The organism is Streptosporangium roseum DSM 43021 (genome assembly GCF_000024865.1).
Classification (GTDB): Bacteria; Actinomycetota; Actinomycetes; order Streptosporangiales; family Streptosporangiaceae; genus Streptosporangium; species Streptosporangium roseum.
The window spans coordinates 9,854,002-9,872,589 of the sequence record NC_013595.1 but is presented as its reverse complement, the minus strand read 5'-3'; the positions used below and the strand labels follow the sequence as shown (position 1 = coordinate 9,872,589).

General features: G+C 69.6%; 18 protein-coding genes. 10 read left to right on the top strand and 8 right to left on the bottom strand.

From position 1 onward, the window contains the following. Nucleotides 1-154 precede the first annotated feature (154 nt). Both SROS_RS43145 and SROS_RS43140 read right to left on the bottom strand, forming a co-directional pair. Nucleotides 155-1,009 carry an ABC transporter ATP-binding protein gene (locus SROS_RS43145; protein WP_012895295.1) on the bottom strand — a complete coding sequence of 285 codons (855 nt, stop codon included), beginning with the start codon at nt 1,007-1,009 and terminating at the stop codon, nt 155-157. Beyond that, nucleotides 1,002-1,943: an ABC transporter permease gene (locus SROS_RS43140; RefSeq protein WP_012895294.1), complete on the bottom strand. Its 942-nt coding sequence runs from the start codon at nt 1,941-1,943 to the stop codon at nt 1,002-1,004. Before SROS_RS43140 ends, SROS_RS43145 begins: the two co-directional genes overlap by 8 nt. 503 nt (nt 1,944-2,446) lie before the next feature. Between SROS_RS43140 and SROS_RS43135 the strand changes: the two genes are divergently transcribed. From SROS_RS43135 to SROS_RS43115, 5 genes are all read left to right on the top strand, one after another. Further along, nucleotides 2,447-4,078 (top strand): peptide ABC transporter substrate-binding protein, encoded by a 1,632-nt coding sequence (locus SROS_RS43135; protein ID WP_012895293.1) that lies wholly within the window; start codon nt 2,447-2,449, stop codon nt 4,076-4,078. Between the two features lie 121 nt (nt 4,079-4,199). Further along, a complete protein-coding gene (locus tag SROS_RS43130) occupies nt 4,200-5,123 on the top strand; it encodes an ABC transporter permease (protein ID WP_012895292.1) in 924 nt (307 codons plus the stop codon). Further along, nucleotides 5,116-6,042 carry an ABC transporter permease gene (locus tag SROS_RS43125; RefSeq protein ID WP_012895291.1) on the top strand — a complete coding sequence of 309 codons (927 nt, stop codon included), beginning with the start codon at nt 5,116-5,118 and terminating at the stop codon, nt 6,040-6,042. The genes SROS_RS43130 and SROS_RS43125 overlap by 8 nt, the downstream gene beginning before the upstream one ends. Nucleotides 6,043-6,052: 10 nt before the next feature. After that, entirely contained in the window at nt 6,053-7,090 is a 1,038-nt protein-coding gene (locus SROS_RS43120) for an ABC transporter ATP-binding protein (RefSeq protein WP_012895290.1), read from the top strand. Beyond that, nucleotides 7,074-8,087, top strand: a complete 1,014-nt coding sequence (locus SROS_RS43115; RefSeq protein WP_012895289.1) for an ABC transporter ATP-binding protein — start codon at nt 7,074-7,076, stop codon at nt 8,085-8,087. The genes SROS_RS43120 and SROS_RS43115 overlap by 17 nt, the downstream gene beginning before the upstream one ends. A 201-nt stretch (nt 8,088-8,288) precedes the next feature. Here SROS_RS43115 and SROS_RS51540 read toward each other — a convergent pair whose 3' ends face one another. The 4 genes from SROS_RS51540 to SROS_RS43095 form a co-directional block, all read right to left on the bottom strand. Next, nucleotides 8,289-8,693: a hypothetical protein gene (locus SROS_RS51540; protein WP_012895288.1), complete on the bottom strand. Its 405-nt coding sequence runs from the start codon at nt 8,691-8,693 to the stop codon at nt 8,289-8,291. Between the two features lie 128 nt (nt 8,694-8,821). Continuing rightward, nucleotides 8,822-10,006, bottom strand: a complete 1,185-nt coding sequence (locus tag SROS_RS43105; RefSeq protein ID WP_012895287.1) for a lipid-transfer protein — start codon at nt 10,004-10,006, stop codon at nt 8,822-8,824. Beyond that, nucleotides 10,003-10,407, bottom strand: coding sequence for a Zn-ribbon domain-containing OB-fold protein (locus SROS_RS43100; protein WP_012895286.1), 405 nt, complete (start codon nt 10,405-10,407; stop codon nt 10,003-10,005). Before SROS_RS43100 ends, SROS_RS43105 begins: the two co-directional genes overlap by 4 nt. 118 nt (nt 10,408-10,525) lie before the next feature. Next, nucleotides 10,526-11,338: an SAM hydrolase/SAM-dependent halogenase family protein gene (locus SROS_RS43095; RefSeq protein WP_012895285.1), complete on the bottom strand. Its 813-nt coding sequence runs from the start codon at nt 11,336-11,338 to the stop codon at nt 10,526-10,528. Between the two features lie 142 nt (nt 11,339-11,480). Between SROS_RS43095 and SROS_RS43090 the strand changes: the two genes are divergently transcribed. From SROS_RS43090 to SROS_RS43080, 3 genes are all read left to right on the top strand, one after another. After that, a complete protein-coding gene (locus tag SROS_RS43090) occupies nt 11,481-11,783 on the top strand; it encodes a DUF3263 domain-containing protein (protein WP_012895284.1) in 303 nt (100 codons plus the stop codon). Nucleotides 11,784-11,886: 103 nt separating this feature from the next. After that, nucleotides 11,887-12,660, top strand: a complete 774-nt coding sequence (otsB, locus tag SROS_RS43085; RefSeq protein ID WP_012895283.1) for a trehalose-phosphatase — start codon at nt 11,887-11,889, stop codon at nt 12,658-12,660. Between the two features lie 34 nt (nt 12,661-12,694). Then, complete coding sequence (locus SROS_RS43080) at nt 12,695-13,294, top strand: hypothetical protein (protein ID WP_012895282.1); 600 nt, start codon at nt 12,695-12,697, stop codon at nt 13,292-13,294. Here SROS_RS43080 and SROS_RS43075 read toward each other — a convergent pair. After that, nucleotides 13,281-14,438, bottom strand: a complete 1,158-nt coding sequence (locus SROS_RS43075; RefSeq protein ID WP_012895281.1) for an MFS transporter — start codon at nt 14,436-14,438, stop codon at nt 13,281-13,283. The two genes, SROS_RS43080 and SROS_RS43075, sit on opposite strands and share 14 nt — an antisense overlap. A 67-nt stretch (nt 14,439-14,505) precedes the next feature. Continuing rightward, nucleotides 14,506-15,930 (bottom strand): alpha,alpha-trehalose-phosphate synthase (UDP-forming), encoded by a 1,425-nt coding sequence (locus SROS_RS43070; RefSeq protein ID WP_012895280.1) that lies wholly within the window; start codon nt 15,928-15,930, stop codon nt 14,506-14,508. A gap of 101 nt (nt 15,931-16,031) precedes the next feature. On the opposite strand from SROS_RS43070, the gene SROS_RS43065 reads away from it, so the two are divergent. Both SROS_RS43065 and SROS_RS43060 read left to right on the top strand, forming a co-directional pair. Further along, the gene (locus SROS_RS43065; protein WP_012895279.1) at nt 16,032-16,589 is read left to right on the top strand and encodes an RNA polymerase sigma factor; all 558 of its coding nucleotides are present in this window, start codon (nt 16,032-16,034) and stop codon (nt 16,587-16,589) included. Between the two features lie 332 nt (nt 16,590-16,921). Next, the gene (locus SROS_RS43060) at nt 16,922-18,445 is read left to right on the top strand and encodes a S1 family peptidase (protein WP_012895278.1); all 1,524 of its coding nucleotides are present in this window, start codon (nt 16,922-16,924) and stop codon (nt 18,443-18,445) included. Nucleotides 18,446-18,588 lie beyond the last annotated feature (143 nt).

Genomic DNA, 18,588 nt, shown 5'->3' with positions numbered 1-18,588 from the left:
TACGTCGTGATCCGTTGTCGCAGGCGGTCCGACGTGGCCCCGGCGGCGTTCGTGGGCCGTTGTCGCAGGCGGTCCGACGTGGCCCCGGCGGCGTTCGTGGGCGGCCTGGCGACGCGTTGTGGGCCGTCGCCAGGGCGGCGGGGCTGGGGCGCCGTCAGCCGCTGTTGTAGGCGGCGAGCACCGTCTTGGGGTCGCCGTCCATCTTGATCTTGCCCTTGTGCAGCCAGATGACCCGGTTGCAGGTCTCCTCGATCACGTCGAGGTTGTGCGCCACCAGGAAGACCGTGCCGGCCTCGTCGCGCATCTGCTTGATGCGCTCCTGGCTCTTGCGCTTGAAGTCGCGGTCGCCGGTGGCCAGGGCCTCGTCGATGAGCAGCACGTCGTGGGCCTTGGCCGAGGCGATGGCGAAGCGGAGGCGGGCGCCCATGCCGGAGGAGTAGGTCGACATGGGGAACTGCACGAACTCGCCGATGCCGGAGAAGTCGACGATCTCGTCGTACTTCTCCTTCACCTGTGCGGGGTTCATGCCCATCGCGTAGCAGCCCAGCACGATGTTGCGCTCGCCGGTGAGCTCGCGCATCAGCGCGGCGTTGACGCCGAGCAGGGAGGGCTGGCCGTCGGTGTAGACCGCGCCCGAGTGGGGCGGCAGGAGCCCGGCGATGGCGCGCAGCATGGTGGACTTGCCCGAGCCGTTACGGCCGATGATGCCGATGGCGTCGCCGTGGTGGGCCACGAAGGAGACGCCGCGGACGGCGTGGACCTCCTTCATCTGCGGCCTGCCCTGGCGCTTGAGAAGGCGCATGAGGGCGTTGGCGGCGTTGCCCTTCTCGGCCTCGGTGGCCGCGCCGTACACGCGGTAGATGATGTGCAGGTCGTCCACGATGACCGTCGGGGTGCCCGTGCGGCTGTTGCCGACGGGGTCAGGGTTGGGGTACACCCTGACGTCCTTGGTGGGGACGCCGGGTTCCTCAGCCTTCACGCTGGACAGCTCCTCGGTCAACTCAGCCACGGCCGTACTTCTCCTCGGCTCGCCAGAAGTACCAGAAGCCACCGATCAAGGCGAACACCGCCCAGAATATGCAGACGTACCAGATGTACGGCCGGGGGGCATGCGACTCCATGAGCAGGTCGCGCATGAGCTCGATGTAGGCGGCGGCGGGGTTGAAGTACATGATGTCGGCGATCCACTGCCGGACCACGTCTCCCTCGGCGCCCACCACCTTCCCCTGGATGGAGAAGAACACGCCGGAGGCGTAGAGCCAGGTGCGCATGATGAACGGCAGGAGCTGGTTCAGGTCGCGGGCGGTGGAGCCGACGCGGGCCAGGACCAGGCTGGCGCCGACGTTGAACATGGTCTGCAGGAGCAGGGCGACCGGAATGAGCAGCCAGAACCATGTGGGCGCCTCGCCGGTGACGAGCACCAGCGCGACCAGCACGCCCATGGAGATCAGCAGCTGCTGGAACTCCTGGATCGTGTAGGCGAACGGGAGCGCCGCGCGGGGGAAGTGCAGGGCGCGGATCAGCGACAGGTTGCCGGAGATCGACTTGGCGCCGCTGCTCACCGAGCGCTGGGTGTAGGTGAAGACGAACATCCCGGTGATGAGGAAGGCGGGGTAGTTCTGGATCCCCTTGTCCGCGCCCAGGATCAGGCCGAACATCAGCCAGTAGATCCCGGCGTTCATCAGCGGGGTGAGGACCTGCCAGAGCTGGCCCAGGGCTGAGTTGCTGTACTTCGAGACGTTGCGCGAGGTCGCGTACGTCATGACGAAGTGCCGTCGTTCCCACAACTGACGCAGGTAGACGGGCAGACTGGGGCGTGCGATGGCACGCCGAAGTCCGTAACGCTCGGCGAGCTTGGCCAGCGGCTCTTGCCCCTTGTCTGGGGTGCCGTTACTCGGGCCGCCCGCCTGGGCGTCCGCGATCGCGGATTCCGGCTGGCTCATGGCAAGGACTCTATTGGATGCGAGTGGTTGAAGTGCCTACGGCGGTGCTCCGCCGCACACATTGGACGGGATCTCCACCAAGGAGGTTCCAGGGCAATTGTGCGGTTCGCCTGCGAACCTCCGGTCCCCCTGCGACGAGGTCAACGTTAGCCCAGGTGGGGGTCGTACGTGGGCAATGGATGCAAGCACTCCTGACCCAGAGGTATTTTGACGTGACCGTTCCCTCCCTACATGTGCCCATATGTCTGCTTATGGCCTCCCTGGGGGATTGGATCAGTCATGCTGGTAGACGTATGGAGCCGAATCGGCACATGCGTGACCGAACTGCAACATCACAGAGACATCTAGGTGTGGAGCGGTGCGGGATAGTCGCGTCCGACTGGTGTGGCGTCAGCACCTTGGCCGGGATGGCGGGGGACGGGGACCACAACCTCCCCTTCCGGGCTGTCCGGGCTACGGGACCTCGATGGCGACGTCCGCCTGCAAAGGGAGGAATTACTACAATGCGCGTTACTAAGGGCGCACGGATCACCGCCGGCACCGCGCTGCTCGCTCTGGGGCTGGCCGCGTGCGGCAGCCAGGGCTCCACGGGCGGTGGGACGGCCTCCGCCGACCAGCCCGTGCGCATGGAGCTCGGCGAGCCCCAGAAGCTCTTCTACCCCGGTGACACCACCGAGTCCGAGGGCTCCGAGGTGCTGGCCGCCGTCTTCGCTCCGCTGGTGAGCTACGACGAGAACAAGCAGGTCGTCAACGACGTCGCCGAGTCGATCAAGACGACCGACAACAAGACGTGGACGATTGAGCTCAAGCCGGGCTACACCTGGCACAACGACGAGCCGCTGGTCGCGCAGAACTACGTCGACGCGTGGAACTTCGCCGCCAACCAGGACAACGCCCAGGGTGCCAACGGCTTCTTCAGCCGCGTCGAGGGCTGGGCCGACCTGAACCCGGGCGAGGGCAAGACCGTCTCCACCAAGGAGATGAAGGGCCTCAAGGCCGTCGGCGAGAGCACGCTCAAGGTCACCCTGACCAAGCCGTTCTCGCAGTTCAAGACGATGCTGGGCTACACGTCGTTCTACCCGCTGCCCAAGGCCGCCTTCGGTGAGGACGGCAAGGTCACCGAGGCGTACGCCAAGCAGCCGATCGGGCAGGGCTACTTCAAGTTCGACAAGCCCTACAACAAGGGCACCGACCAGGCGATCGACCTGACCCGGTACGACAAGTTCCCCGGGGACAAGCCGAAGTTCGACAAGCTCCAGTTCAAGCTCTACGCCAGCGCCGAGACCGCGTTCAACGACCTGCGCGCGGGCAACCTGGACGTCCACGACTCGCTGCCCCCCTCGGCGATCGCCAGCGCCAAGGCCGAGCTCGGCGAGCGCTACATGGACGAGGCCGACGCCGGCGTCGGCTACATCGGCTTCCCGATGCAGTACAACAAGACCTACGCGAACGTGAAGGTCCGCGAGGCCATCTCCCTGGCCATCGACCGCAAGACGATCGCCGAGACGGTCTTCTCGGGCACCCGCGCCCCGGCCGACGACTTCATCAACCCGCTGCTCGACGGCTACCGTCCGGGCGCCTGCGCGGTCTGCACCTACGACCCGGCCAAGGCCAAGACGCAGTACGCCGACAACGGTGGCCCGAAGACGCTGGAGCTGGGCTACAACTCCGACGGCCCGCACAAGGAGTGGATCGAGGCGGTCGCCAACAACCTCCGCGCCAACCTCGGCGTCCAGGTCACGGTGAAGCCGTTCGAGAAGTTCGCCTCGATCCTCGACGAGCTCGACAAGAAGACCTACGGCGGCATGTTCCGCATGGGCTGGGCGATCGACTACCCGTCCGCGGAGAACTACCTGACCCCGGTCTTCTCCACCGTCGCGATCAAGACCGGCTCCAACTACGCCGGCTGGTCCAACAAGGCGTTCGACGACCTCCTCGCCAAGGGCGACAGCGCCGCGACGCAGGCGCAGGGCCTGAAGTACTACCAGCAGGCCGACGACATCCTGATCAAGGAACTGCCGTACATCCCGGTGTACTTCTACCGGACGAACGCCGCGTTCTCCCAGCATGTCAAGGGCATCAAGATCAACCTCCTCAACCAGGTCGAGTGGGCCCAGGTGGAGAAGGTCGCCTGACGGATGGCTGCGGGCCGGGCGCGTGAGCCCGGCCCCATGGGCTGCCTCCGGGAGCCCCCGCGGCACCGCACACCCCGGCGGTGCCGCGGGGGCGTCCCCGAGGCATGTACGGGAGGCTTGAATGAGCCGTTACATCATCAGGCGCCTGATCCAGGCGATACCTGTCCTGCTGGGCGCCACCCTGCTCATCTACGCCATCGTCTTCGCGCTGCCCGGTGACCCCATCGCGGCGCTGGCGGGCGAGAAGCGGATGGACCCCAACATCGTCACCATCCTGCGGGAGCAGTACCACCTGAACGACCCGTTCCTGGTGCAGTACTGGTACTACCTGTCGGGCCTGTTCGGCGGGGACTTCGGCACCACCTTCGCCGGGGTCCCGGTCACGGACATCATGGCCGGCAAGTTCCAGGTGACCATCAACCTGGCGATGACGGCCCTGGTCATGGAGGCGGTCATCGGAGTCGGCCTCGGCCTCTACGCGGCGCTGCGCCACGGCAGGGCCCAGGACTCCATGGTCCTCGCGTCCACGCTGGTGCTGATCTCCATTCCCACGCTGGTCACCGGTTTCGTGCTCCAGCTGCTCCTGGGGGTCAAGGTCGGCCTCTTCCCCGTCGCGGGCGTCACGGACGGCTGGCGCAGCTACCTGCTGCCCGGCTTCGTGCTCGCCGGGACGTCGATCGCCTACCTCACCCGGCTCACCCGGACCAGCCTCGTGGAGACCCTGCGGGCCGACTACATCCGCACCGCGGTGGCCAAGGGCCTGCCCCGGCGCCGGGTCGTCGGGCGGCACGCGCTGCGCAACGCGCTGATCCCGCTGATCACCTATCTCGGCGCCGACCTCGGCACGCTGATGGGCGGTGCCGTGATCACCGAGACGATCTTCAATCTGCCCGGTATCGGCCAGCAGCTCTTCAGCTCGGTCTACCTGCGCGAACAGTCGGTGGTCGTCGGCATCGTGACCGTGCTGGTGCTGATCTACATCCTGGCCAACCTGGTCGTCGACCTGCTCTACGCCGTGCTCGACCCGAGGATCCGTTATGAGTGACACCCTTGCCCCGGCCGCCAGGCGGGCCCGGCACGGCAAGCCGGCCAGGGCCCCCAAGCCGCCCAAGGCCGCCAGCCTGTGGAGCGACGCCTGGCATGATCTGCGCCGCCGCCCGCTCTTCATCGGCTCGGCAGTCCTTATCGGCATTTTTCTGATCATGTCGGCGTTTCCCTGGCTGTTCACCTCGGTGGACCCGTTCGACGCGGCGAGCTGCCGGCTCGCCGACGCCCGCCAGGGCATGAGCGGCGCCCACTGGTTCGGCACCGACAACCTGGGCTGTGACGTCTACGCCCGCACGATCTACGGCGCCCGCAACTCGATCGTGGTGGGCGTGACGACCACGATCGTCACCGCGCTGGTGGGCGGTCTGCTCGGCCTCGTCGCGGGGTTCAGGGGCGGGACGGTCGACACCCTGTTCTCCCGGATCACCGAGATCTTCTTCGCCATCCCGTCGATCCTCGGCGCCCTGCTCATCCTGGCGGTCTTCCGCACGGGCAACGTCTGGACCGTCATGCTGGCGCTGGCCGTACTGACCTGGCCGATGACCTTCCGCATCATGCGGGCCGCGGTGATCACCGCCAAGAGCCAGGACTACGTGGTCGCGGCCCGGGCGCTCGGCGCCTCCGCGCCCCGGATCATGTTCCGGCACATCCTGCCGAACGCGGTCGCGCCCGTGATCGTGGTCGCCACGATCAACCTGGGCGGCTTCATCGCCGCGGAGGCAGGTCTGTCCTTTTTGGGGGTCGGTTTACGCTCGCCTGATATCTCCTGGGGACTTATGATCTCCGATGCCCGGGAGCGCTTCCTGGAGGCACCGGGACCGCTGCTCTTCCCGGCGCTGTTCCTGAGCCTGACCGTGCTGGCCTTCATCATGTTGGGCGACGCCGTACGCGACGCCCTCGACCCGAAGCTGCGGTAAGGGGGGACCTGTGAAGAAGACGTCAACGTCGGTGTTGCCGGCCGGGGGAGCCCTGGGCGACGAACCCCTGCTCGCCGTCGACGACCTGCACGTGGAGTTCGTCACCAGGCAGGGCGTCGTCAAGGCGGTCAACGGGGTCAGCTACTCGCTGAACCCCGGCGAGACGCTCGCCGTGCTCGGCGAGTCGGGCTCCGGCAAGTCGGTGACCGCTCAGGCGATCATGGGCATCCTCGACATGCCGCCGGCCCGCATCCCCCGGGGGGAGGTCCGTTTCCGGGGCACCGACCTGCTCAGGCTGCCGGAGGAGGCGCGTTCCCAGGTCCGCGGCCAGCGGGTTGCGATGATCTTCCAGGACGCGCTCTCCGCGCTGAACCCGGTGTTCACCGTGGGCTCGCAGATCGGGGAGATGTTCCGGGTGCACCGGGGTGCCTCCCGGCGCGACGCCGAGAAGAAGGCCGTCGAGCTGATGGACCGGGTCCGTATCCCCGGAGCCAGGCAGCGGGTGCACGACTACCCGCACCAGTTCTCCGGCGGCATGCGCCAGCGCATCATGATCGCGATGTCGATCGCGCTCGACCCGGAGGTGCTGATCGCCGACGAGCCGACCACGGCGCTCGACGTGACGGTGCAGGCCCAGATCATGGAACTCCTCGCCGAGCTGCAGCGCGAGAGCAACATGGGCCTGATCCTGATCACCCACGACCTCGGCGTGGTGGCCGACGTGGCCGACAAGATCGCGGTCATGTACGGCGGGCGGATCGTGGAGAACGCCCTCGTGCACGACATCTACCGGGCCCCCGCCCATCCGTACACCAAGGGGCTGCTGGACTCGATCCCCAGGGTGGACCAGAAGGGCCAGGAGCTGTACGCCATCAAGGGCATGCCGCCGAACCTGCTCGCGATGCCCTCGGGCTGTGCTTTCCACCCCCGGTGCCCCTACCGTCAGGACAACTGCGTCACCGAGGCGCCGCCTCTGTACGAGATCGGCCCCACGCGCAGCAGCGCCTGTCACTACTGGAGGGAGGTCCTCGATGGCAGCCACGGGTGAGCCGATCCTTGAGGTCCGCGACCTGGTCAAGCACTTCCCGCTGAACCAGGGCATCATCATGAAGAAGCAGATCGGTGCGATCAAGGCCGTGGACGGGGTCTCCTTCGACCTGCGCCGCGGTGAGACGCTCGGCATCGTGGGCGAGTCCGGCTGTGGCAAGTCCACGCTGGCCAAGCTCCTGATGGCGCTGGAGCGGCCGACCTCCGGCTCCGTGAAGATCAACGGCCGGGAGATCGCCCAGGCCAGGGGCGGCGAGCTCAAGCGGGTCCGCCGCAACATCCAGATGGTCATGCAGGACCCGTACACCTCGCTGAACCCCCGGATGACCGTGGGCGACATCATCGGCGAGCCGTACGAGATCCACCAGGAGGTCGCCCCCAAGGGGGACCGCCGCCGCAAGGTGCAGGAGCTGCTGGAGGTCGTGGGTCTCAACCCCGACCACATCAACCGCTACCCCCACCAGTTCTCCGGTGGCCAGCGCCAGCGCATCGGCATCGCCCGGGGCCTGGCGCTCCAGCCGGAGATCATCGTCTGCGACGAGCCGGTGTCCGCGCTCGACGTCTCGATCCAGGCGCAGGTCATCAACCTGCTGGAGCGGCTGCAGAGCGAGTTCGACCTCGCCTACATCTTCATCGCGCACGACCTGTCGGTGGTCCGCCACATCTCCGACCGGGTAGGCGTGATGTACCTGGGCAAGATGGTCGAGCTGGGCAAGGACACCGAGATCTACGACCGTCCCGCCCACCCCTACACCCAGGCGCTGCTGTCGGCGGTCCCGGTGCCCGACCCGGACGGGCGGGAACGGCGCGAGCGGATCATCCTCCAGGGCGACCCGCCCTCCCCGGCCAACCCGCCGTCGGGATGCCGTTTCCGGACCAGGTGCTGGAAGGCGCAGGACATCTGCGCCGAGCAGGAGCCGCTGCTGCAGATCCGGCCCGGCACCGCGCACGCGAGCGCCTGCCACTTCGCGGAGACCCACGACGTGGTGCACGTCTAGGAGAGAGCGAGCGCGCGGAGGGCCTGAGAGCGGCGGGCCGGAAGCGGGAGAGGCTCGAAGGCGGGAAGGCGACGTCTCCGCGTACGAGAGACGCGGGAGGGCGACGCCTTCGCCCACGAGAAACGCGGGAGGGCGACGCCTCCACACACGAGATGTGGAGGCGTCGCCCTCCTGGCTCACTACAGGATGTCGACCTGCTTACTACAGGATGTCGACGCCGATGCCGCCGATGCCGACGAGGCCGCCGATCCCGACGCCGTGGCCGACCCCGCTGCCGTTGCTGACCACGTTGCCGCTGCCGCCGTAGACGCCCGGACGGATGCCGCCGCTGTAGACGCCACCGCCGTACACGCCGCCGCCGTACACGCCGCCGCCGTAGACGCCGCCGCCGTACGCGTACGCGCCGGCGCAGGGAGAGGCCGCCACGACGGTGTTCGTGCAGCCGCTGTAGACGGCGCCCGTCGGGACCAGGACCGGGGTCGAGACGACGCCGACGCCGCAGCAGTCAGCGGCCTTGGCCGACGACGTGGATGCGGACGCGGCGGCGGCAGGCGCGAGGATGGCGATGCCGACGCACGCGGAAGTGATGAGAAGACGACGAATCATGTGTTTGTTCCCCCCCGTAAGGAAACCGCGGCAGTGTCCGGACTTGGAACGTTCTGTCTGCTCGCGGCTACTCAACGTAACGGGAGCGAGACTATCCACCGACATGCTTTGTAGCGGTGCCGAGATGGTCAGGTTGTGGCAATGATCGAGGAGCCGTGGCCGAACAAACCTTGGTTGGCGGCCAGTCCCGCCCGCGCCCCCGCTACCTGGCGAGGGCCCGCCATGCCCCGTAACTGCCAGGTCAGCTCGCAGACCTGGGCGATGGCCTGGGCGGGGACGGCCTCGCCGAAGGAGGCGAGCCCGCCGGAGGGGTTCACCGGGATCCGGCCGCCGAGCGCGGTGTCCCCGGCACGCAGCAGTTTGTCGGCCTCGCCCGGCGGGCACAGGCCGACGTCCTCGACCCAGTCCAGCTCCAGCGCGGTGGACAGGTCGTAGACCTCGGCGAACGACAGGTCGCCGGGGCCCAGACCCGCCTCCTCGTAGGCGGCGTGGGCGATGGAGGCGCGGAAGGTCCGCTCGGGGGGCGGCACCGCCGCGGTGGAGTCGGTGGCGAAGTTCGGTAGTTCGAGCACGGTGCCGGGGAAGGCGGGCGTCACCGTGGAGACGGCCGCGAGCCGCACCGGGCTGCTCGCGCCGTGGCGGCGGGCGAAGTCGTCCGAGGCCAGCACCAGGGCGGCGCCGCCGTCGGAGGTGGCGCAGATGTCCATCAGCCGCAGCGGGTCGGCCACCATGGGGGAGGCGAGCACCTGTTCGGCGGTGGTGGTCCGGCGGTAGCGGGCGTTGCCGTTCAGGGAGCCGGCGAGGGCGTTCTTGACCTTGACGGCGGCGAAGTCCTCGGCGGTGCTGCCGTACAGGGCCATCCGCCTGCGCGCGTAGAGCGCGAAGTACGCCGGGTTGGTGGCGCCGAGCAGCCGGAACCGGAGCCAGTCGGGGTCGTCCGGGCGGTCGCCGCCCACCGGCTTGAAGAACCCCTTGGGGGTGGAGTCGGCCCCGACGACCAGCGCCACGTCGCAGAGCCCGGCGAGGATCCGGGTACGGGCGATGTCGATGGCCTGCGCGCCCGAGGCGCACGCCGCGTAGCAGGACGCGATCCGTGCGCCGTTCCATCCCATGGCCTGGGCGAACGTCGCGCCGGCGACGAATCCCGGGTAGCCGTTCCTGAGCGTGTCGGCGCCCACCACGAACTGGACGTCGGTCCAGGCCAGGCCCGCGTCGCGCAGCGCGGCCCGGGCGGCGGCCACACCGTACTCGACGAAGGGCCGTCCCCACTTCCCCCAGGGGTGCATCCCCGCACCCAGGATGACGGCGCTCACGGTCTGCCCCACATCCACACCGGCGGGCCGTCGGCGAGCGGGCCCCAGGTCAGCTCCAGCTCCATGCCCACCCGCAGGTCCTCCACGGTCAGGTCCTTGACCTGGCCGAGCACGACGATCCCCTCCTCGGCGAGCTCCACCGCCGCGAGCGTCACCGGGGTGTACGGCTCGGCCGTCACGAACGGCGCGGGAGGCGGGTAGCAGGCGTTGGTGTAGGACCAGACGGTGCCCCGCCGCGAGAGCCGGGTCCCCGCCAGGTCCTCGCCGTCGCAGTGGGGGTTGCGGCAGAAGCCCGTCTGGGGTGGGAAGTAGACGGTCCGGCAGTCGGAGCAGCGGGTGCCGAGCAGATGCGCGGTGCCGTCGTCCACGGTGAACCAGCCGTCGATCACGGGTGCGGTCATAGGGCAAATATTACACAAGCGCTTGTTAGGGAACACCCTGCGGAAGGCCGGGAAACGACTTCGTCCGGCTGAGGGGGCGGGAGACAACCTCACATGACCGAGGGGGCGGGGGACGGCCTCACCCGGACGAGGGGGCGGGGGACAGCCGCACGTGGGCGCCCGGCGGAAGGCCCAGCCGCTGGGAGGCGTCGCCGGAGTTGACCGCCAGCGCGACCAGCCCTGCCGAGTCGGCGAAGGCGACCAGCTCCCCGGGGGGCACCGCGGCGAACGTCTCCCGGAACGGGACCGAGATCTGCCGCCTGCCCAGCCAGACCACCAGCGTGCTGCCCGGCCGCACCCCCAGCGTGAGCAGGTCGGCCGCGGCGACCGAGAGCTGGGTGTTGCCGTAGCGGTCCACCGACAGCACCTCGCCCTCCACCACGCCCTCGCGCACCAGCGAGGTCGGCGCGGGCAGCGAGACCAGCCGCTCCAGCGGGATCTCCGGCCCCAGCTCGGCCAGGCCGCGCCCGACCGCCAGATGCGCCGCCACGGGCGCGAAGACGTCGCGCCCGTGGAAGGTCGGCGAGACCGGTTTCCTGAAGAAGTCCTCGTTGGCCAGCGCGTAGGCCGCCTTCGCGCCGCCGCTGGCGTGGACCGCCCAGGACAGCACGCCGTTGTCGGGGCCGAGGAACACGTGGCTGCCCGCCTCGACCGCCACGGCCCGGCGCGAGCCGCCCCAGGGGTCGACCACGGCGATGTGCACGCCGGAGGGCAGATAGGGGATCGTCTGTGCCAGGATCGCCGCCGCGCGCCGTACGTCCCCGGACGGGACCAGGTGGCACACGTCGATGATCCGGGACTCCGGTGAGATTCCGACGATCACGCCGTGGCAGGCGGCGACGTAGCCGTCCTCCAGGCCGTAGTCGGTGAGAAGGGTGATGACTGAGGTCACATCTGGTGACTGTACGTCTCCGCATCCGTCATGAACAGCCGGAAATGCATGCGTCGTAACCAGCCCGAAATTCCCGACTATCCTGGCAACGGGCCGCGCGTACGCGGTGTGATCGCCGTGTGCCCGACCGAGGAGGACAGCAATGGACACTGCGCCGATCCCCGGTGACAGCGCTGCCCGGGAACCGGCCCCGCGGGCCCTCACGGACAGGGAGCGGGGGCTTCTGGTCTTCGAGCGCCAGTGGTGGCGCCACGCCGGCGCCAAGGAACAGGCCATCCGCGAGACCTTCGACATCTCGGCCACCCGTTACTACCAGCTTCTCGGCGAGCTCATCGACAGGCCCGAGGCGCTCGCCCACGACCCGATGCTGGTCAAGCGTCTGCGCAGGCTCCGCGAGACGCGCCGGCGCGACCGCGCCGCCCGGCGCATGGGCTTGCGCCCCTGATCTGTGGGTACGGCCAGTCAGAGCAGGCAGCCGGGGCGATCCTCTGGGGAGCGAATCACATGGGCCAGGCAGGGCGGCGGAGCCGACGAGAGATCGGGCGAGCATGACCGTGAACACCCCCGACGGGCTGCGGGCGATCCTGGACGACCCCGCCGGGGCCGTGATCGGGCTCGACTTCGACGGCACGCTCTCCCCGATCGTGCCCGACCCCGACTCGGCCAGGATCCACCCGGACGGCCCCGCGGTGCTGGCCAGGCTCGGCGAGCTGGTCGGCGCCGTGGCGATCGTCACCGGCCGCCCGGCCGCCACCGCCGTCGAGTACGGCTCCCTGGCCCGGGTGCCGGGGCTGGTCGTGCTCGGCCACTACGGCCTCGAACGCTGGGAGGCGGGCAGGCTCACCGCGCCCCCCGTCCACCCCGGCCTGGCCCGGGTCCGCGCCGAGCTGCCCCCGCTGATCTCCAGGTTCGACGGGACCCGGTTCGAGGACAAGGAACGGTCGGTGGCCGTGCACACGCGGCAGACCGCCGACCCGCAGGCCGTGCTGGAGGCGCTGCGCGAGCCCGTCGCCAAGCTGGCGGCCGAGGCCGGGCTGACGGTCGAGCCGGGCAAGTTCGTGCTGGAGCTGCGGCCGCCGGGGGTGGACAAGGGAGTGGCGCTGAGCGCCTTCCTGGAGGAGCGGTCGGCGCGGTCGGTGCTCTTCGCCGGGGACGACCTGGGGGATCTGCCGGCCTTCGCGGCCGTGCGGGCGTCCGGGCTACCTGGCGTGACGGTGTTCAGCGGGTCGGCCGAGATCGCCGTGGAGGCCGACATCGTCGTGGACGGGCCCTCCGGGGTGATGAAGCTGCTCGGCTCCATCGCCGATGCCATTGGGCGTTAAGTCGTTGGCAAGTCGGGGCAAGTAGCTTCGCCGCATGAGAAAGACCGCTTACGCCCTCGCCGCGCTGGCCGGCGCCGCCATGCTCGTCACCCCGATGGTCGCCTCCGCCTCGACCTCGTCCGCCTCCGCCACGTCCGCCTCGGCCACGCAGATCCTGTCCTTTCGCGGGATGAACCTGACGATCCCCTCCAGCTGGGGGGTGTATCGCGACGGCGACCGGGTCAAGGTGATAACCGGGGCGTGCGGCAAGCCCTCCGCCGGCTACTTCACCCCGAAGTGCGACGCCTTCTGGCTGTTCGGCCCGAAGGTGATCAAGTACGGGCACGAGGGTTTCTCGGCCTACACGCCCGAGCGGCCCTTCTACCCCGCCAGCGACGTGCAGCGCTGCCCGTTCAACGGCAAGCACGGCCAGGTCCTCGGCAAGGCCACCGTGGCCGGGCTGCGCCAGGTCGGCCCGGGGCACAAGGCCCACTACCGATCCTGGTTCGGCCGGTGCGTGAAGTACGGCAACGGTGAGCAGACCGCGACCTTCGACCAGCGCGAGTGGTTCCTGCCCAAGTCCAAGATCCTCGTGGTGGACGTCTGGAACACTCCCGGCCTGGCGGGCACGCTGAAGCGCGCTACCTGGAGCTGACCAGGATCCCGGTGACGGCCAGCCCGATCAGGACGGGGATCATCAGGAACGCCCGCTGGGTGCCGAACCCGTCGGCCAGCGCGCCCAGCAGGAGCGGTCCCATGGCTACCGCGACGCCGGCGAAGATCGAGGCCGTGGCCGTGGCCTGGTCCAGCCGCCCGCCGGAGGCGTCCAGCACGCGCGACAGGGCCAGCGGGAAGTGCAGCGAGACCCCGAGCCCCGACAGGGCCAGAGCGGCGTAGGAGAGCGCGGGGTCCCGGCTCAGCCAGAAGAGCGCCCATCCGGTGGCGGTGAGCGCCAGGGCGCCGACGAACAGGACGGGGGGCCGTACCCACAGGGCCAGCCGCGCTCCGGCGAAGCGCCCGGCCGCGAGGCCGAGCGTGAACGCGGTCAGCCCCAGCGCCGCCACCGCGCCCGACAGCCCGGTCTGGTCGGCGAGGAGCTTCGCCGCCCACAGGTTGAAGCAGAACTCCAGCGCCACGCAGCAGAACAGCACGGCCCCCGCGGTGTAGAACCGCCAGCCGAACCGGGCCCCGGTCTCCGGGGCGGTGCCGGCTCCGGCGTCCTCGCGTCCGGGCATCCAGACCCGGCCCATGGTCAGCGCGAGCAGCGCGGTCAGGACCGGGGTCAGCAGCAGTGCCGCCCGCCAGCCGAGCGCGGTCTGCGCGGCGAGGCTGATGACGAACGGCGCGGCGACGCCGACGGTCACCCCGACGGCGTTGGCCTCGCTGATCGCCGCCGCGCCCGCCGGGCCGTGGTGGTCGTTGAGCGCGGCCATGCCCGCGTAGAGGGTGATCGACGCCATCCCGCTGGCGACGCCGTACCCGAGGAGGGTGACCGGCAGCGCGGTGCCGGCCACCACCAGCAGCACGCCGGCGTTCATCCCTGCCAGACCCAGCCAGGTGACCGCCCGACGGCCGATCCTCCGGGTCAGCCAGGGGAGGGCGAGCCCGGTGAGGATGCCGCCGATCGCCATCGCGGTGCCGTGCAACCCGGCGACCGCCTGCGACACCCCCTGGTCGACGCGGAGCATCGGGAGGGCGGCGCTGAGGCCGTACAGGTAGGTGGCGAAGGTGCCGAGCTGTAGGTAGATGAGCCAGGTCGCGCGATCACGGGTCAACCGGACGGGCGTGATCGTGGTCACGGGTTCCCTTGGGTGAGGGGAAATGTCAATGGAAACTATCTCATGGCAGGCCAGGCAATCCCAGAGCTCACTTGAGGGCGGCGAGCTGGTCGGAGAACCAGCGGTGCGGGGGGAGCGCGGTGGCCGCGGCGGCCAGGAGGGCGCCCCTGCGGGCGCGTTCCGCCTCGGGCATGACCAGGCCCGCGTGGAGGGCGGCGGCCGTGGCGGAGACGTCGTAGGGGTTGACCAGCAGGGCGTGCTCACCCAGCTCTGCGGCGGCGCCCGCCTCCCGGGACAGGACGAGCGCGCTGTTCGGCGACAGGACGGGGCCCTCCTTGGCCACCAGGTTCATGCCGTCGCGGATCGGGTTGACCAGCAGCACGTCGGCCAGCCGGTAGGCGGCCAGCGAGCGCGGGTAGTCGTCGTGCACGTTGAGGATCACCGGGGCCCAGTCCTCGGTGGCGTACTCGTCCTCGATCTCCTGGGCGCAGCGCTGCACCGCCGCGGTGTATTCGCGGTATTCGGGCAGGTCGTGCCGGGAGGGATAGGCGAAGGCGAGGTGCACGACCCTGCCGTGCCACTCGGGGTGGGCCGACAGGAACTCCCGGTAGGCGGCCAGTCCCCGGACGATGTTCTTGGACAGCTCGGTCCGGTCGATCCGCACGATCAGCCTGCGGTCGCCGACCTGGTCGCGCAGGGCCGTCATGTGCGACTCGACGTCGGGTTCGCGGGCCCGCGCCCAGAGCGCGTCGCCGTCCACCCCGAGGCCGTGCACGCCGATGCGGGTCGTCCGGCCGCCGTGGGTGACGGTGCGGCCGACGCGGTCCACCCCGGCGCCGAGCACCGCCTCGCAGCAGTCCATGAAGGCCCCCGCCCAGCGGGCGGTCAGGAACCCCGCGTGGTCGGCACCCAGGATGCCTTCGAGCAGCTCGATCCCGACGTCGTCGGGGAGCAGGTTGAAATACTCCGGCGGCGCCCACGGGGTGTGCGAGAAGTGGGCCACCCGCAGGTCGGGCCGCTCGCCTCGCAGCATGGCCGGGACCAGGCTCAGGTGGTAGTCCTGCACCATCACCCTCGCCCCGTGCCCGGCCTCCTCGGCCAGCGCCATCGCGAACGCCTCGTTGTAGGCCTGGTAGGACTCCCACTCGCGGCCGAACCTGGCGTCGAACTGCGGCCGGTTGGGGGTGTCGTAGAGGAGGTGGTTGACGAACCAGAGGGTGGAGTTCGCCACCGCGTTGTAGGCCCGGTGGAAGATCGTCGGAGGGATGTCGAGCATCCGTACCGCTCCGGTGTCGTAGCCGGCGTGGTCGAGCCGGCCACCCGGCGCGAGCCGTGCCGCACCCCGGTCGCCGTCGGACAGCGCGGCGCAGACCCAGAGCATGTTGAGGTCTCTGGCCACCTCCGCCAGGCCGGACACCAGGCCGCCGCCTCCCCTGCGCATGCTCAGGGAACCGTCCTCGGAGAGAGTGAAGGAGACGGGGCCACGGTTGGAGGCCACCAGGATCGCGTTCATCAGATCCCCTCGCATAGGGACATGCTTGTCCCGAAGGTTAACCAAACATAACCCTCGACCGTAGGATGTCGAGCGACTGTGACCGCTGATGGGGGCCCGTGATGGCGCTGGACGAGACGACCGAGGAACTGGCCCGGGTGGCCGCCCGAGGTGACCACCGCGCGCTGGGTGAGCTGCTGAAGCGGATCGAACCCGACGTGCTGCGGCACTGCGGGCGCATCCTGCCCTACCGGCAGGACGCCGAGGAGGCCTGCCAGGACACGCTGCTGGCGGTGGCCCGCAACATCGGCCGCTTCGAGGGGCGGGCCCGGTTCACCACGTGGCTGCACATCGTGACCGCCAACTGCGCCCGGACCACCTACCGCTCGCTGAAGCGGCGCTCCGCCGAGCAGAGCTCGGACGAGCTGCCGCTGCAGAGGCCGGACGTCGCCCGGGTGAGCGTGATCGCCGGATCCCGGCTGGACCTGCTCGACGCGATGGAGGCGCTGGAGGCCGACAAGCCCGATCTGGCCCAGGCACTGGTGCTGCGTGACATCTGCCAGCTCGACTACAGCGAGGTGGCCGAGCAGCTCGGCATCCCGCTCGGCACCGCCAAGTCCCGCATCCACCAGGCGCGCAAATACGTCCAGAGCGCGCTGGGCGACGCCTACGGCTTCTGATCCTGACGGGCGGCGGCGAGCCCGGGGAGGGCGAGCCGGTCCATGGTGCTTCTCCGTGGGGAGTCGGGGGTTGGAGATCGTCGTTTGCTTCCGCGGGGAGTCGGGGGTTGAAGATCGTCGTTCGCCTCCGCGGGGAGGCGGAGGCTGGAAATCGTCGTCCGCCTTCGCGGGGAGGCGGGGGTTGGAAATCGTCGTCCGCGTGGCGCGGGGCTTTTGCGGCCTTGATCGGCAAGGGCTGGATTAAGGTGGCGCTGCCCGCATCGTGTGATCAACCAGCGATACGCGGCGTTCTCCCCCCTCATGCCTGCAAAGCCGAGGTCGAGGAGAGGCCCATGTCCCGCAGACATGCCATCACCACGGGATGCGTTCTGACGATCACCGCGCTCACGCTGACGGCCGCCCCGGCGGTCGCCCAACCTCAGACGGTGGAGACCCCGGCGGTCGCGGCCGTACGGCGATCACCGCCGGGCATGATCGAGGCACTCCAGCGCGACCTCGGACTCACCAAGGAGCAGGCCGGGGAACGCCTGGAGAACGAGGCCCGTCTGGCACCGATCGAGGCGCAGGTCCGCGGGCAGCTCGGTGACCGTTTCGGCGGTGCCTGGTATGCGGGGATCACGGCGCGGACCTTGGTGGTGGCCACCACCAGCGCCGACGACATTCCCCGGCTCACGGCGCTGGGCGTCCGGCCCGAGGTCGTCAGCCGGTCGCTGAAGGAACTCCAGGTGATCAAAAAGGAGCTCGACTCGACCCTGGCCACCCGTCCCAATGCCGGGCGGGTGCGCTACGTCGACGTGCGCAACAACAAGGTCGCCGTCCTGTCCTCGGAGTCCGAGGCGACCGAGCACGGTATCGAGGCCGCCGGCGTGGACACGGAGGCGGTGCGGGTGGTGCCGTCCAAGGAGCAGCCCCGGCTCTTCCACGATCTGGTGGGCGGCACGCCTTACTACGTCGGTGTCACGAGTCGCTGCTCGGTCGGGTTCTCGGTGACCCGCGGGACCCAGAACGGCTTCATCAGCGCCGGCCACTGCGGCAAGGTGGGAAATGCCACCGATGGCTTCAACCGGGTCGCGCAGGGCGTCTTCCAGGCGTCGAACTTCCCGGACAGCGATTTCGGCTGGGTGGCCGTCAACGGCAACTGGACGCCCAAGCCGCTGGTGGACAACGGCACGGGCGGCACCGTGACCGTCGCCGGCTCGAAAGAGGCCATCGAGGGGGCCTCGGTCTGCCGGTCCGGCTCCACCACCGACTGGCACTGCGGCATCATCCAGCAGCGCAACGCCAGCATCACCTACCCGCAGGGCACGGTCTTCGAGCTGGTCCGCACCAACGTCTGCGCCGAGTCCGGTGACTCCGGCGGCTCGTTCATCTCCATCGACCAGGCGCAGGGGGTGACCTCCGGTGGTTCCGGCGACTGCACCTCCGGCGGCGTCACCTATTTCCAGCCGATCGGTGAGATCCTCACGACCTACGGCCTGACCCTGGTGACCACCACGGACAGTCCTCCGCCGCCGAGCACGGGGACCTGCACCGGCTACGAGCAGACCGTCACCGGCACCCTGAACAACGGGCAGTTCGTCTACCAGCCGAAAAGCCGTCACTACCGCTCGACCGTCGCCGGTGTGCACGCCGGCTGCCTGGACGCTTACGACGGCGTCGACTTCGACCTCTTCCTCCAGAAATGGAACGGCCGCGGCTGGAACACCGTCGCCACCGCCGACGGCCTGGGGGGTCACAAGAAGATCAGCTATACCGGCACGCCCGGTCACTACCGCTACCGCGTGCTCTCCTCAAGGGGCTTCAGCCCCTACAGCCTGGGCTACAGGGCGCCGCAACCCGCCCCCGCGCCGGGCTGACCGTCCGGACGCGCGAACACGTCCAGGACCCTGACCTCTACGGGATGAGCAGGGGTGTCCGGGGAGGGGCGAGCCGTTCACGCTGCTTCTCCCCGAGGGTTGGAAATCGTCGTCCGCGTGGCGCGGGGCTTTTGCGGCCTTGA

What these genes read in the sequence shown, in the direction of transcription:
- SROS_RS43065 (WP_012895279.1), top strand. Translation starts at nt 16,032, where the DNA reads ATGGCGCTGGACGAGACGACCGAGGAACTGGCCCGGGTGGCCGCCCGA.
- SROS_RS43115 (WP_012895289.1), top strand. Translation starts at nt 7,074, where the DNA reads ATGGCAGCCACGGGTGAGCCGATCCTTGAGGTCCGCGACCTGGTCAAG.
- SROS_RS43125 (WP_012895291.1), top strand. Translation starts at nt 5,116, where the DNA reads ATGAGTGACACCCTTGCCCCGGCCGCCAGGCGGGCCCGGCACGGCAAG.
- SROS_RS51540 (WP_012895288.1), bottom strand. Translation starts at nt 8,693, where the DNA reads ATGATTCGTCGTCTTCTCATCACTTCCGCGTGCGTCGGCATCGCCATC.
- SROS_RS43090 (WP_012895284.1), top strand. Translation starts at nt 11,481, where the DNA reads ATGGACACTGCGCCGATCCCCGGTGACAGCGCTGCCCGGGAACCGGCC.
- SROS_RS43130 (WP_012895292.1), top strand. Translation starts at nt 4,200, where the DNA reads ATGAGCCGTTACATCATCAGGCGCCTGATCCAGGCGATACCTGTCCTG.
- SROS_RS43070 (WP_012895280.1), bottom strand. Translation starts at nt 15,930, where the DNA reads ATGAACGCGATCCTGGTGGCCTCCAACCGTGGCCCCGTCTCCTTCACT.
- SROS_RS43060 (WP_012895278.1), top strand. Translation starts at nt 16,922, where the DNA reads ATGTCCCGCAGACATGCCATCACCACGGGATGCGTTCTGACGATCACC.
- SROS_RS43100 (WP_012895286.1), bottom strand. Translation starts at nt 10,407, where the DNA reads ATGACCGCACCCGTGATCGACGGCTGGTTCACCGTGGACGACGGCACC.
- otsB (WP_012895283.1), top strand. Translation starts at nt 11,887, where the DNA reads ATGACCGTGAACACCCCCGACGGGCTGCGGGCGATCCTGGACGACCCC.
- SROS_RS43140 (WP_012895294.1), bottom strand. Translation starts at nt 1,943, where the DNA reads ATGAGCCAGCCGGAATCCGCGATCGCGGACGCCCAGGCGGGCGGCCCG.
- SROS_RS43135 (WP_012895293.1), top strand. Translation starts at nt 2,447, where the DNA reads ATGCGCGTTACTAAGGGCGCACGGATCACCGCCGGCACCGCGCTGCTC.
- SROS_RS43080 (WP_012895282.1), top strand. Translation starts at nt 12,695, where the DNA reads ATGAGAAAGACCGCTTACGCCCTCGCCGCGCTGGCCGGCGCCGCCATG.